The following is a 13,258-nucleotide window of genomic DNA, read 5'->3' on the forward strand; positions in this document are numbered from 1 at the left end:
CATCGCACCGATGGCGTCCGCACGTCCTGGCTGACCACGCACATCGCGTCGTCCATCGCTTTTTGCAGCGCCGTGTTCCTCGCTACACCTAGCTGTTCGAAACAGGACATTCGCGACAGGTCTTCGTTGGGACCGCTTCATCACAGCGCCAGCGAACGCCGGGAAGCCCCGCGGCAAGCGGCTATTCGCAGTAACCGTGCATGGCACAGTACTTGCCATGGGTATGATCAAATGCCTAAAGGACCACTTCCCGTGTCGAATCCGATCATCAACGACACCACACTGCGCGACGGCGAACAGACCGCTGGCGTCGCATTCACGGTTGCCGAAAAATGCGCGATTGCCGAGGCGCTGTCAAGCGCCGGGGTACCCGAACTGGAAATCGGTATCCCCGCAATGGGTGCCGAGGAAATCGATTGCATCCGGACCATCGTCGCGCTGAATCTCGACGCCGATCTGATGGTCTGGGGCCGTCTCACCGACGCGGACCTGGCGTCGGCCTTGTGCTGCAATCCCGACATCATTCACCTGTCGATTCCCGTCTCCGATATCCACCTTCAACACAAGTTGCGCCAGCCGCGCTCATGGGTGCTCGCGCAGGTGAATCGCGTGATCAGCGCCGCCGTCAAAAGCGGCCGCAAGGTTTCGCTGGGCGCGGAGGATGCCTCGCGCGCGGACCCCTCGTTCCTCGACGACGTGGCGCGGCACGCGCAACAGTGCGGTGCGCAACGCATCCGCTTTGCGGACACGCTCGGCGTCCTCGATCCTTTTTCGACCTATGAAGCGATTGCGCGATTGCACGACGCGGTCGATCTGGAAATCGAAATCCACGCGCACAACGACCTCGGGCTCGCGACCGCGAACACCCTTGCCGCACTGCGCGCCGGCGCAACCCACTCCAACACCACCGTCAATGGTCTCGGCGAACGCGCCGGAAATGCCGCGCTGGAGGAGATCGTGATGGGCGTGCGCCATATCATGGGTCGCAATACCGGCGTCGACACGACCGCGCTATTGAGCATCTCTCGGCTTGTCGAACGGGCTTCAGGACGCCCGGTCGCGCTGAACAAAAGCATTGTCGGCGCCAGCGTATTCACGCACGAGTCCGGCATCCACACAGACGGGCTCGCGAAGAATGCATCGACCTACGAGAGCTTCGATCCCGCCGAACTCGGTCGCGAACGCTCGGTCGTGCTCGGCAAGCATTCGGGTTCGCAAAGCGTGCGCCAGGCTTATGACGCGCTCGGCCTGCCCGTCAGTGAAAAGCTGCTCGTGCTGCTGCTGCCCCGTATCCGCCACCATGCCACCCAGCACAAGCAAGCGCCCAGCGCCGCCGACCTGTATCGCTTCCTGATCGAGTTGCGCTACACCGTCGGAGAATTGTCATGAACGGCGCTGTGGTCCGCTTCACGAAGTGCGTCGTGCAACCCGATCAGTCTGGCACGACGCCGCCGTGCGCCACCAGCGACGCCTGCGACAAGTACTTCGCCGAGCCGACGTTCTGTCCGCATCTATCCTCATCCGCTTGCAAGGAGTAAACGCTATGAAAAGCTTTGTCCAGCAACTCAAGGCGCTGTCCTCAGCCGAGGACTTCCTGCAGTTCTTCGGCATTCCGTTCGACCAGAAGATCGTCAACGTGAGTCGGCTACACATCCTCAAGCGCTTCTTTCAGTACATCCAGCAACAGGACGCGCTGCCGGAAAGCGACGAAGGCGCGCTGTTCGCGTCATATCACGCGCTGCTGCTCAAGGCTTACGGCGACTTCGTCACCTCCACGCCGGCGCAGGAAAAAGTGTTCAAGGTGTTCCGGGACACAAATGGGCGGCAGCACGTTTCACTCGACAGTCTGCGCGCGTCGCTGCCCGCGCGCACCCTTGCCTGACAGGTGGAGCAAGACCATGCACATCGTTAAGACCATGCACATTGTCGTCTGCATCAAGCAGGTCCCGGACTCCACGCAGATCCGCGTTCATCCGGTCACCAACACGATCATGCGCCAGGGTGTTCCGGCGATCGTCAACCCGTATGACCTGTTTTCACTCGAAGAGGCGCTGCGGCTGAAGGACCGCTTCGGCGGCAAGGTCACGTTACTTTGCATGGGCCCGCCGCAGGCCGAGGAAGCGCTGCGCAAGTGCATCAGCTTCGGCGCGGACGACGCCGTGCTGCTCACCGACCGCGCATTCGCTGGCGCGGATACGCTCGCTACGTCGTACGCGCTGGCAGCGGGTATCCAGCAGATCGCGAAGGAGCAGGCGGTGGACATCGTGTTCACTGGCAAGCAGACGATCGACGGCGACACCGCGCAAGTCGGCCCCGGTATCGCCAAACGCCTCGGGCTGCAATTGCTGACCTACGTGTCGCGCATCGTCGAGACCGCTCTCGATGCGCGCACGATCACCGTCGAGCGCCGCGCCGAGGGCGGCGTGCACGTGCTCAGGACCGCGCTGCCGTGCCTGATCACAATGCTGGAGAACACCAACGAACTGCGTTTTGCGACGCTGCCCGCGATGATTCATGCGGCCGGCTATCCGGTGCACAAATGGAACTGCGAACAGGCCGGCATCGAAGACCTCAGCAAGATCGGTCTGAAGGGCTCGCCGACAGTGGTCAGCAAAGTCTTTGGACCGACGCCGCGCAGCGAGAAAGCGGAGATGCTCGACCTCGACGCATCGAGTCTTTGCGACGTGTTGGTGAACCTGCTGCAAAAGATCTTCACGCGCCATCCTACTTTGGAAGCTGACCTGCTGATGAAGGAGGGGTCATGAACGCACCCGCCGCCCCCGCGAAGAAGCCCGCCGGTCGCGCAGGACGCAACCTCGAACTGCCGGAACACCTGAAGGCCTACAGAGGCGTCTGGGTCTTTATCGAGCACGACCGTGGACACGTGCACAGCGTCTCGTGGGAACTGCTCGGTGAAGCGCGCAAACTGGCCGACACGCTCGGCAGCCGAGTGGGCATCGCGGTGCTCGGCGGCGCGAATGAACCGCTCGAACAGTTTGCCGCAGAAGCCTTCACTTACGGCGCGGACGATGCGTACATCGTCCACGACCCGGTCTTGCAAGGCTATCGCAACGAGCCGTTCACGAAAGGGCTCACCGACCTCGTCCACCAGCATCAGCCCGAGATCCTGCTGCTGGGCGCGACGTCGATGGGCCGTGACCTTGCCGGCTCCGTAGCAACGACCCTGCTGACCGGGCTGACCGCCGATTGCACTGAACTCAACATCGATCCTGCGTCGCGGGCGCTGGCGGCGACGCGCCCCACCTTCGGCGGCTCGCTGCTGTGCACGATCATGACGCTCGCGTACCGTCCACAGATGGCGACGGTGCGCCCGCGCGTGATGCCGATGCCGCTGCGCGACGCCGAACGCACCGGCAACATCGTCCCGGGAACGCTGGGGATGATCGAGACGGATATCGTCACGAGGCTGCTCGACTTTATCCCGGATGCGAGCAGCAACCGGATCAACCTGCCCTATGCCGATGTGATTGTGAGCGGCGGCAAGGGGTTGAAGAGCCCGGAGAACTTCCAGCTGGCGTTCGAACTGGCGAACGTGCTCGGCGGCGAAGTGGGTGCGACCCGGCCATGTGTGCAGGCCGGCTGGGTCGAGGGGGAGCGCCAGGTGGGACAGACCGGCAAGACGGTACGGCCCAAGCTCTACATTGCCGCCGGCATATCCGGCGCGATCCAGCACCGCGTGGGCATGGAAAGCGCAGACGTGATCGTGGCGATCAACACCGACCCGAACGCACCCATCTTCGATTTCGCACACTACGGGATTGTCGGCAATGCGTTGCAAGTGTTGCCCGCGCTGAAGCAGGCTTTTGTGGAGCATTTGACCCGGCGCCGCAAGCAGGCTGCCTGAGGAGAATCACGATGAGAAAACCATCACAGTTCGATGTGATCGTGGTCGGCGCCGGTCCGTCCGGCAACGCTGCCGCTTACACGATGGCCAAGGCAGGTCTGGAAGTGCTGCAGATCGAGCGCGGCGAATATCCGGGCAGCAAGAATGTTCAGGGCGCGATCCTGTACGCCAAAGCGCTCGAAGAGATCATCCCGGACTTCCGCGACGATGCGCCGCTGGAGCGCCACATCATCGAGCAGCGAATGTGGATGCTCGACGACACGTCGTTTGTCGGTACACATGTGCGCAGCGAGGATTACAACAAGCCGCCCTATAACCGCTACACGATCATCCGCGCGCAGTTCGACAAGTGGTTTTCATCGAAAGTGCGCGAAGCCGGCGCACTGCTGCTCTGCGAGACCACGGTGAAGGAACTGATCATGGACGGCGACCTGGTGGTCGGCGTGCAGTGCGACCGCGAGCACGGCGATGTCTATGCCGACGTGGTGGTGCTCGCCGACGGCGTGAATTCGACGCTCGCGCGCAAGGCGGGCTTTCATGGAGAGATCGGGGCCGGCAACGTTGCGCTCGCCGTCAAGGAGATTCTCTTCATGCCCGAGGAGACGATCCGCCAGCGCTTCAACGTCGGCGAGGACGACGGCGTCGTGATCGAGATGGTCGGCAGGATCACCGACGGCATGATGGGCACTGGCTTCCTCTATACCAACAAGGAATCGCTCACCATAGGCGTGGGCTGTATGCTGAGCGACTTCAAGAAAAACCCCAACCGCACGAGCCCCTATGTGCTCCTCGAAAAGATGAAGCGGCACCCGTCGATCGCACCGCTGATTGCGGGCGGCGAGATGAAGGAGTATTGCGCGCATCTGATTCCCGAAGGCGGTTTTCACGCAATCCCGCAGGTCTACGGCCACGGCTGGATGATCGTTGGCGATTCAGGCGGTTTCGTGAACGCCGCACACCGAGAAGGATCGAATCTTGCCATGACCTCAGGACGCCTCGCCGCCGAAACGGTGATCCACGCGAAAGCCGCGGGCCAAGGCTACCGCGCCGGCACGCTCAAGGCCTACAAGGCCGCGCTCGATCAGAGCTTCGTGATGAAAGACCTGCATAAGTACCGCGACATGCCGGCCGTGCTGCACCAGAATCCGCAGTTCTTCACGACCTACCCCGACCTCATGGCGCGCGCCGCGCGCACGATGCTCACGGTCGACGGTAAGGACAAGAAAAGCAAGGAGCGCGAGATTTTTTCGAGCTTCCGCAAAGCCCGTTCGCTTTCCGGCATCGTGGGTGACGCCTACAAACTCCTGAGGGCCTTCCGATGAGCACCCTACCCGTCAACGTAGAGGAAAAGCTGTTCCAGAACCGTTACCGCGTCGATGCAGGACGGCCGCACGTCCACATCAAGGATGCCGACGTCTGCCGGAGCGAATGCAGCGAGAAGAGTTGCACCTTCGTCTGCCCGGCCTCGTGCTACAAGGCCGAAGGCAACGGCGCGGTGACGCTGATCACCGACGGCTGCCTCGAATGCGGCAGTTGCCGCATCCTCTGTACCGACCACCAGAATATCGAGTGGGACTACCCGCGCGGTGGTCACGGCATCCTGTTCAAGTTCGGTTGACGAACATCGTCATGGCCAGACCAGAACGACATGTGTTTGCTTGCACCCAGAACCGGCCGCCGCAGCATCCGCGCGTCGTCTGCGCAGGCCGCAAGGGCTCGACCGCGCTGCTGAAGGCATTCTGGGCGGAACAGCAGAAACGCCAGGCGCCCGATACCGTCGCGATCACGTATTCGGGCTGTCTCGGCCCGTGCGATCAGGGCACGAACGTGCTCATCTATCCCGACGCGGTGCTCTACAGCGGCGTGACGATGGCCGACGTGGAGAAAATCTTCACGCGTCAACTCGAAGGCCGCGAACCGGTGCGGCGCCTCATCGAAGGCCTGCATGGCGCGCCGGCCGAGCAGATCGACGCAGTCCTGTGGAGCGTCACACTGACCTCTCCGCGAAGCCTTGCCGCCTACTATCTGCGCAACAAATTCCATGCCGGACGCCGCGAACTCGATGAGGCAGAGCACGCGGCCCATCTGGGACTAAAAGCAGCTGCGCATGCCGCCGGGTTGAATGAGGATTGGCAGATGGTACAAGCCGGCGACGCGAACTTCCACGCGCCCGATCCCGCCCGGTCCCGCCCGCTTCTGGCTGTTCACGCTAAAGGCGCTCGCCTTCATCGGCCTGCGGCGCGGCGAACGCGAAACCGCAACACAGTTGATCACACAGCTACGACAGCTCGATCCGGCGGGCCACCTCGGCTTCGGCGTAGTGGAAGCGTTGCTGCAACGGTCCGTCTGAGGAGAAGCACGATGTCCAAACAGCCCGCCATCGCATCGTTGGCCGACGACAATCTGGCAGCCGGCGGCGTGGCAGCAGTCGACCGTGCGCTGACCCTGCTGGCTGCCTTCGGCAACGGCACGCACGTGCTGTCATTGAGCGCGCTCGCGGAACGCACGCGTCTGTACAAGAGCACCGTGCTGCGCCTGCTCGCGTCGCTGGAACATGCGCATCTCGTGGTGCGCCGCGCCGATGGCTGCTACGTGCTGGGGTCCGGCGTCGCAAGGCTGCATGCCGTCTATGCGCAATCGTCCTCCAGCGAGTCGCTGGTGATACCCGTGCTGCAGGAACTGGTGGCCGCAACCCGTGAAAGCGCCGCGTTTCACGTACGTCAAGGTGCGCAACGGCTATGCCTGTATCGCGTCGACTCGCCACAGCCTGTGCGAGATCACATCCGCGCGGGCGAGCTACTGCCGCTGGATCGTGGCACAGGAGGCCGGGTATTGCAAGCCTACTGCCACGAGGGCGACGAGGCACTCGGTCAGCAGATCCGCCGCCAGCAGGTCATCGCGCTAGCAGGAGACCGCGATCCGCAATTGGCAGGTATCGCCGCGCCGGTGTTCGGCCCGTCCGGGCAACTCGCCGGTGTCATTACGCTGACCATGCCCCGCGAGAGACTGGACTCCGCTTGGGCAGAGATAGTGAGGAATTCTGGGCGAACTCTCACACGATACCTTGGCGGAATCAAGCCGGGCGAGGCAGACGGGTAGTGATGCGTGAGGAACGAACTTGGGTTGTTACTCGCTTTTACTGAATGTCTTAATGTTGGCCATTACGGCCAGCCGCGCTCGATCCCAACTTCGACTCAACGAATGTCAGTACATGGACACCCTCAGTTTGCCAAGTTTTCAATCGGTGATGATGGGTAGGTAGATTGCAACCATAGATTCGGACTTTCAATGTGGCTGTGCCTGACGGGTTTCGCTTGATCGGTTCCCCGTCGCTTTCGCACACTCGACGGTGCTCGGACATTCCCGGGCCTTGCCGACCACGCTCTAACCTGTCGTGCCATCACGTCATGATTACCTAAGCAATCGGTCGACTCTTCTCGTGTTGTCAGCGTTTTTTCCTTCTATTAGCCGGGCTGACTACGCAACCGCAGCGGCAGATGTATCTTCTGCCCGGAACTCCCGGTCATCTGCCCACAGCGCCCAGACGGCGCGCGATCTTGTTGGCGTGCGACAGAGTCGCCTCGCTGATATGACCCCGGGCGCGCCTCCAGAAATTCAACGCGATCGAACACCACCGCTTGCGTCGCTGACCGCATCCGGTGTGAGCTGATGGTCGAGCGCGACATGGCCGACGCACCGGCGATGACAGCGCAGCGTTCGCACCACCTTAGTCGAGATACCGACCGCCCCTGAGGTCGGCCGGGCTGTTCTCGACGATTACCGAATTGGCGCCGACTGGGCCGCTTCCGATCGTGATCATGCCAAGGTCCGCGCCAAACCCTGGCTTGACTTGTCTGAGCTATTCGCATCAGTCGCGATGTCGCGGCCCCGACACGCCGCAAGTCCGACAGTGCTTTCAGAAACGCTTGATCTCGACACCGTATTTCCTCAGCGCGTAGCCAATCTGGCGAGGCGTCAGTCCAAGCAGCCGCGCCGCCCTTGCCTGCACCCAGCCGGATCTTTCCATGGCGGCGATGAGACGCTCGCGGTTGGTCATCTTCGCACCACTTCCGAGAGCTGCACCGCCAGGCACTAGCGGAGCCCGCTCGCTGCCGACAGGCGGGACCGCAACTGCGCCCGGCGTAGCAGCCTCAGCCGGGGGCGTACCCGGCTTCACTTGCACTGGTACGATCGGCCCGGGCTGCAGCGCCATCTCGTCCGATCCGCTCTTCCACAGCATCGCGGACAGACACTGGCCGTGGCAGCAGGCAAAGTCGTTTCTCACGATCGCTGATCCCGGCGCCAGGGTCGCGCTCCGCTGCACGCAATTCTCGAGCTCGCGGACATTGCCGGGAAAACCGCAGTTCATCAACACTTCAATCGCGCTCGCATCGAAGGTCAGCGTACGGCCGTTCTCGCTGTTGAAATTCTTGAGAAACTCAACGGCGAGGAGAGGAATATCACTGCGCCTTTCACGCAACGGCGGCAGCAGCAAGGGAACCACGCTGAGGCGATAATAAAGGTCGGCGCGGAACTCGTTCCTTGCCACCGCGTCTTCCAGGTTCTTATTCGTGGCGGCAACCACGCGAACATCGACCTTGATGGTCTGGTTGCTGCCGACGCGCTCGAATTCTTGCTCCTGCAGGACGCGCAGCAGCTTTGCCTGGAACGAGGCCGAAATCTCGCCGATCTCGTCCAGAAACAGCGTCCCCTTGTCGGCGAGCTCGAAGCGCCCCTTGCGCGAATTGAAGGCGCTGGTAAAGGCACCCTTCTCATGACCGAACAATTCGGATTCCAGCACCGTCTCAGGGAGCGCCGCGCAATTGAGCTTGATGAAGGCCCGCTTGGCTCGCGGCGACAGCTCGTGAAGGGCCTTGGCGACCAGCTCCTTCCCGGTACCGGATTCGCCGCGCAACAGAACTGTGCTGTTCGATTTGGCTACCACCGCGATCTTCTCAAGCAGGCCGCGCAGCGCCGGACTGTCGCCAATGATCCCCTCGACCTGAAACTTCTTACGCTCCTGCGCAGGGTACTTGAGCTCGGACAATTGTTTTTGCAGCCCGTCCCTCCCCGCCATCAGTCGCTCGCGGTCGCTCTTGAATAAGCGATGCAGCTTCACCGTCTGCCCCACCAGGTTGGCGATCATAGTAAGCAGCCGCACGTCGCAATCGAGCCGGAAGTTCGACCCATTGTCCGGGATGCGGTCGATGGTCAGTGTGCCCACGACCTTCGCGTCGATGCGAATAGGAACGCCGATGAACGACACTCGCATGTTGTCGGAAGCACCGAGCACGCCCATGTCGGCGGCACTGAAGCCCGAATGCCCCACTACGTTCTCGGCGACGAGCGGCCTGTCCGTCGACATGATCTGGTCAATTGCCTTCTGCGGCAGGCGCATCCGGTAGCGCTCATCGCTGCCTTCGCTCCAGCCGGCGCCAACGGTAATGTCCGGTACGCCATCATCGTCGAAGAGAGAGACGATGCCGAGCCGCATCTGCACAAACGATTGCAGGAGATCGACGACGTTGGCCAACATGACTTCGAGCCGGCAGGGGGCGGTAAGTACCTTCGATATCTCCAAGATGCCGGTAAGCGCGCTCTCGTACCACTGCACAATAGGGACCGCGTGGTCCGTCTCGGACTTTGAGCTAGGCCTTTCGCGTACGGAAGCGATATGCAGCATGACGACGTCTCCGTTGTTGTGACCATCCTCTCTGTCACCTTGTTCGGATTTACGAGTATTGTGTTGCATATCATCCTCGATCTCGCGCCCTTCACGGGCTGAGTTCAAGAGATAACGCCTTTTCATGGCAGGACGGTGAAACTATAGTGCCTTGATTTACTTATTTTCTCCTTTTGCGATCTCGCCGCGCAGATTCCGCCGGGAACGCGAGTTCCATTGATGTCGCTCAAAACAACTGCGATTTGTCTACTCCGGTGCAGCCGATTACAGGTGTCGTCCATCATTGATTGCTGCCTCAGTCTGATGCGCTATACCGATGACTTTGTGATCACCGGTCACTCGAAAGAGTTGCTGGAAGACGAGCTGGAAGACGAGCTCAAGCCACTGGTCGAGGTCTTTCTGTAGGAGCGCGGACTGACGCTCTCCCCGGAAAGGACCAGGATCACGTACATCTCGCAAGGGTTCGACTTCCTCGGGCAGAACATTCGAAAATATCCAACGGCAAGCTACTCATGAAGTCACCAAAAAGAATGTTCAAGCGTTTCTGACGAAAGTGCGCACAGTCATCAAGGACAATGCATCGGCCAAACAGGTCAATCTAATCGGCCTGCTCAACCCGATCATCGATGGCTGGTCGAACTATCGTCGATACGTGGTCTCGAAAGAAGTCTACAGCGCAGTCGACACTGCCATCTGGCAGGCGTTGTGGAAGTGGTGCTGCCGGCGGCATCCGTGCAAGGGCGCACGATGGATCAGAGCGCGATACTTCCATCATGAAGGACGCGGCACTGGGTATTGGACGCGATACTGGTGGACTAACGGCAGAAGGGAACCCAGGACGATTGAGGCTACGCAAAGCATTCGTCGTGTGGACGGAGGATCGAGTGCGCGGGCCAATCTCGTCATGGTCCATCCCGTCTGCCACCAACAGATCCATCGTCGTGGTCTAACAGTAACGAACCGCCTCCCAATCGGGGGCTTTGAAAGGCTTGAGCCGTCTGTATTAAAGGGACATGCACGGTCCTGAGGGGGGCGCTATGCAGCAAATTCGTAGCGGCTACCCGACACGGCGTCAAGAGGTCTCGCGACCACGGCGAAACAAGGACTGATCGTCGGCGCACGGGCGTTCGCAGGCAAACCATACGACGGCCACACGCTGGCGGAGCAACTCGAACAGAGCTCCATTCTGTTGCAGGATCTGCCGGGTATGCCGCAACCGAAGGCCGTGCTGGTCGATCTCGGGGTTCGGGGCGTCAATGCCGAAACATCATCAGTATGACTTATTCATCGCGGCAAACGGAAGACCCTGATCAGCACTCAGCGACGTTGGCTCAAGCGACGGCACGCGATCGAACCGGTCATCGGCCATGTGAAGGACGACCACGGCATGCGGCGTTGCTGGCTCTCTTAAGAAACACACCCCAAGTGTCTGATTGGGAATAAGTTTTTCAGACGGGTTGCGGTTGTTCTGTGGCGACGAGCTTCATGCCGAGCTTCTGGGCGCGCTGGGATAACTGCCGAAGAACACGTTCGCGGCAGCGCTCTTCGTAGTAGTCCTGCCCTTGATCGGTGTATTCCTCGCCCTTGGTAAGCATTGTGTAGATGAGTCGCGCGAGCTTGTGGGCGACATCGGTAATGGCCTTCGGTTTGTCCATACGCGAACACATCCGCCTGAAGTACGCGCCCAGTGCCGACTGGCTGGTGCGCAATGCCGTAGCGGCCAGACGCAGGGCCTGGGCCGCTCGGTTAGCGCAGCGCATGGTCTTGCCACTCATCACTTTGCCTCCGGTTATCCGGGTTCCTGGGCACAGCCCCAGCCAGCTCGCGAAGTGTGCCGCCGAGGGAAAGCGTGACATGTCGGCGCCAATCTCCGAGATGACAGCCAGCGCCGTCGTGACGTCGATGCCGTCAATGCGCGTGAGGTCCACGCCGCACATCCTGACCAACTGCGTACGCAGGTCAAACTTCGGCGCGTTGCGTGTCCGGCCGCGCTGCTTGCCCCTGGCAGGTTCACCCTCATGAGTTTGCAGGCGTTGCAACTGTCGCTGGATCTCGCGGTCGCCCTCGGCCAGTTGCGTACCGATGAAGTCGAACGCGTCCACCGCCTGCCTGAGCGCGAACAGGTGCTCGGCACGCCAGGTGCCTTGCAGGCTCTTAGCTATCTCCTCGACGCTGGCAGGGATACGCGCATCCTTCATGCCCGCGAGCGCATGGCCATCCCGCTCGCCGGCGCACAATGGCGCGCAGGATCTTCTGGCCCGTCACACCGACTAAGTCGGAGATGACGTTGGCGAGTTGGACGTTCATCTGGGTCAGCGCCTTCTGCATATGCTGGACGTGGCGCGACTGGCTGCGCAACAGCAGCCCACGTTGGCGCCACAGCGAGCGCAGCACACAGACCTGGTCGGCCGGGCGAAATGCCCCGCGCAGCAAACCGTACGTCATGAGCTGCTGGATCCATTGACAATCCAGCACATCGGACTTGCGCCCCGAGACGTTCCTGACGTGACGCGCATTGATCAGCATGACCGTGAAACCACGCGACTCCAGCAGTTCGAACACGGTCCAGTACACGCCGGTCGATTCCATCGCGATGGTGTCGATCCGGCAGGCCTTGAGCCAGTCGGCCATGGCGTTGAGGTCTGCCGTGAAACTGGCAAATTCGCGCACCGGCTCATCGTCCCGATCCGGCGGGACAGCCACAAAGTGGGACGCGCTGCCAATGTCGATGCCGGCGGCATTGGGATGGGTGATCGACAATGCTGCCGCCCGGGACTTGCGCGGCTTCAGGCTGACTGCAGGGTTGCGTTGGGCCAAGGCTTGCTCCATCTTCAGTTGCGGGAATGGCGCTGCATCGGGTACGTCGTTAGCTCACTCTCTTAAACGGGATATCAGCACAGCAGCTTACGCCGTCACGCCGATTCACCAATATCGATGACGTCACCCAGGACCACGCTCAAAGACGGGCATTACGCACCATTGCCTCACCGGTCTTCCGCAGCGCCGCATTCGACTTTGCCACACCGAAGCCACCCTTTGTTTCTTCGGCGCGATTTGCGGCAGCGGGCCGATTATTTCGCTCAAAGGGCAAAGCGGCGATGCGCTACACGCGGTACTGTGCGCTGCCGGTTACAACCTGCGCTGGTTGCTGCGCGCCGTCGTCCGTCTCGGCCGGGGGCCTGGATTTTTTATCCTCGCGGTGCTGCATGGGCTCGCCAATGTCACGCTGCAGCCGAGCGATTGTTCGGCACAACCGCTTTCGATGGGCTGATTCCTGTTCGCCGACAGGCGCACCCTTGACTTGGCTCGCTACCGCAAACTGAATTTTTTCAGGATCGACTATCTACCCGCACTATGTCTTTGATTCGTGGATAGAGCGATGGCGGCGTCACCGCGCGCAGCAGGGGCCCGGCTTGAGGTGGAGATACTGGCGCACATCAGCGCTCCCGCGGGAGTTATGGGGCCGAACGCCTGCAAGGCACCTCGTAGCGCATGGCTTGCACGTCGGCGTATCCGATAAAGAGACTGCGTCGCAAGCAGGGGGTTGCGTTGCAACCAGAAACGCAAATTCAAGGCAACAACCAGATTGACACATGGCTTGCCGTTCGCGCCGAACCTGCTCGATCAGGCGTTTGCCGTCACCGCGCCGAATCAGGCCTGGTGTGGTGATATCCGTTATGTCGCCACAAAACCCTCGAAACCCCACAGAT

General features: G+C 61.3%; 11 protein-coding genes and 3 pseudogenes. 12 read left to right on the forward strand and 2 right to left on the reverse strand.

Annotation, left to right across the window (positions count from 1 at the left end):
- Positions 1-252 precede the first annotated feature (252 nt).
- The 8 genes from nifV to B0G83_RS39665 are packed head-to-tail and all read left to right on the forward strand — an operon-like array spanning position 253 to position 6,964.
- Positions 253-1,389, forward strand: coding sequence for a homocitrate synthase (gene nifV, locus B0G83_RS36525; RefSeq protein WP_105512129.1), 1,137 nt, complete (start codon positions 253-255; stop codon positions 1,387-1,389).
- Entirely contained in the window at positions 1,386-1,538 is a 153-nt protein-coding gene (locus tag B0G83_RS38840; protein ID WP_181157178.1) for a hypothetical protein, read from the forward strand. Before nifV ends, B0G83_RS38840 begins: the two co-directional genes overlap by 4 nt.
- Before the next feature lie 5 nt (positions 1,539-1,543).
- Positions 1,544-1,882, forward strand: a complete 339-nt coding sequence (gene nifW / locus B0G83_RS36530; protein WP_105512130.1) for a nitrogenase stabilizing/protective protein NifW — start codon at positions 1,544-1,546, stop codon at positions 1,880-1,882.
- Positions 1,883-1,916: 34 nt separating this feature from the next.
- Complete coding sequence (locus tag B0G83_RS36535) at positions 1,917-2,765, forward strand: electron transfer flavoprotein subunit beta/FixA family protein (RefSeq protein WP_105512141.1); 849 nt, start codon at positions 1,917-1,919, stop codon at positions 2,763-2,765.
- Positions 2,762-3,865 (forward strand): electron transfer flavoprotein subunit alpha/FixB family protein, encoded by a 1,104-nt coding sequence (locus B0G83_RS36540; RefSeq protein ID WP_105512131.1) that lies wholly within the window; start codon positions 2,762-2,764, stop codon positions 3,863-3,865. Before B0G83_RS36535 ends, B0G83_RS36540 begins: the two co-directional genes overlap by 4 nt.
- 11 nt (positions 3,866-3,876) lie before the next feature.
- Entirely contained in the window at positions 3,877-5,187 is a 1,311-nt protein-coding gene (locus B0G83_RS36545) for an FAD-dependent oxidoreductase (protein ID WP_105512132.1), read from the forward strand.
- On the forward strand, positions 5,184-5,483 hold the full coding sequence (locus B0G83_RS36550; protein WP_105512133.1) for a ferredoxin family protein: 300 nt from the start codon (positions 5,184-5,186) through the stop codon (positions 5,481-5,483). The genes B0G83_RS36545 and B0G83_RS36550 overlap by 4 nt, the downstream gene beginning before the upstream one ends.
- 11 nt (positions 5,484-5,494) lie before the next feature.
- Positions 5,495-6,964 carry a helix-turn-helix domain-containing protein gene (locus B0G83_RS39665; protein ID WP_374954977.1) on the forward strand — a complete coding sequence of 490 codons (1,470 nt, stop codon included), beginning with the start codon at positions 5,495-5,497 and terminating at the stop codon, positions 6,962-6,964.
- A gap of 817 nt (positions 6,965-7,781) precedes the next feature.
- Here B0G83_RS39665 and nifA read toward each other — a convergent pair.
- The gene (gene nifA / locus B0G83_RS36565) at positions 7,782-9,656 is read right to left on the reverse strand and encodes a nif-specific transcriptional activator NifA (RefSeq protein WP_258168494.1); all 1,875 of its coding nucleotides are present in this window, start codon (positions 9,654-9,656) and stop codon (positions 7,782-7,784) included.
- A gap of 162 nt (positions 9,657-9,818) precedes the next feature.
- Between nifA and B0G83_RS39350 the strand changes: the two genes are divergently transcribed.
- The 3 genes and pseudogenes from B0G83_RS39350 to B0G83_RS39355 all read left to right on the forward strand — a co-directional run.
- On the forward strand, positions 9,819-9,953 hold the full coding sequence (locus tag B0G83_RS39350; RefSeq protein ID WP_258168495.1) for a hypothetical protein: 135 nt from the start codon (positions 9,819-9,821) through the stop codon (positions 9,951-9,953).
- Between the two features lie 148 nt (positions 9,954-10,101).
- Positions 10,102-10,575 carry a group II intron maturase-specific domain-containing protein gene (locus B0G83_RS39670; RefSeq protein WP_219849068.1) on the forward strand — a complete coding sequence of 158 codons (474 nt, stop codon included), beginning with the start codon at positions 10,102-10,104 and terminating at the stop codon, positions 10,573-10,575.
- Between the two features lie 54 nt (positions 10,576-10,629).
- A pseudogene (locus tag B0G83_RS39355) lies at positions 10,630-10,953 on the forward strand (IS5/IS1182 family transposase); the annotation flags it as partial.
- Between the two features lie 43 nt (positions 10,954-10,996).
- On the opposite strand, the pseudogene B0G83_RS36575 reads toward B0G83_RS39355, so the two are convergent.
- Positions 10,997-12,377 (reverse strand): annotated as a pseudogene (locus tag B0G83_RS36575) (IS110 family transposase).
- A 250-nt stretch (positions 12,378-12,627) separates the two neighbouring features.
- Between B0G83_RS36575 and B0G83_RS39360 the strand changes: the two are divergent.
- Positions 12,628-12,819, forward strand: a pseudogene (locus B0G83_RS39360) (hypothetical protein); the annotation flags it as partial.
- Positions 12,820-13,258 lie beyond the last annotated feature (439 nt).

It is taken from the genome of Paraburkholderia sp. BL21I4N1 (assembly GCF_002973525.1).
GTDB lineage: Bacteria > Pseudomonadota > Gammaproteobacteria > Burkholderiales > Burkholderiaceae > Paraburkholderia.

Excerpts from the sequence above, each read along its gene's own strand:
- B0G83_RS36545 (WP_105512132.1), top strand. The coding sequence starts at position 3,877 with ATGAGAAAACCATCACAGTTCGATGTGATCGTGGTCGGCGCCGGTCCG.
- B0G83_RS39665 (WP_374954977.1), top strand. The coding sequence starts at position 5,495 with ATGGCCAGACCAGAACGACATGTGTTTGCTTGCACCCAGAACCGGCCG.
- B0G83_RS36535 (WP_105512141.1), top strand. The coding sequence starts at position 1,917 with ATGCACATTGTCGTCTGCATCAAGCAGGTCCCGGACTCCACGCAGATC.
- B0G83_RS36540 (WP_105512131.1), top strand. The coding sequence starts at position 2,762 with ATGAACGCACCCGCCGCCCCCGCGAAGAAGCCCGCCGGTCGCGCAGGA.
- B0G83_RS36550 (WP_105512133.1), top strand. The coding sequence starts at position 5,184 with ATGAGCACCCTACCCGTCAACGTAGAGGAAAAGCTGTTCCAGAACCGT.
- B0G83_RS38840 (WP_181157178.1), top strand. The coding sequence starts at position 1,386 with ATGAACGGCGCTGTGGTCCGCTTCACGAAGTGCGTCGTGCAACCCGAT.
- nifW (WP_105512130.1), top strand. The coding sequence starts at position 1,544 with ATGAAAAGCTTTGTCCAGCAACTCAAGGCGCTGTCCTCAGCCGAGGAC.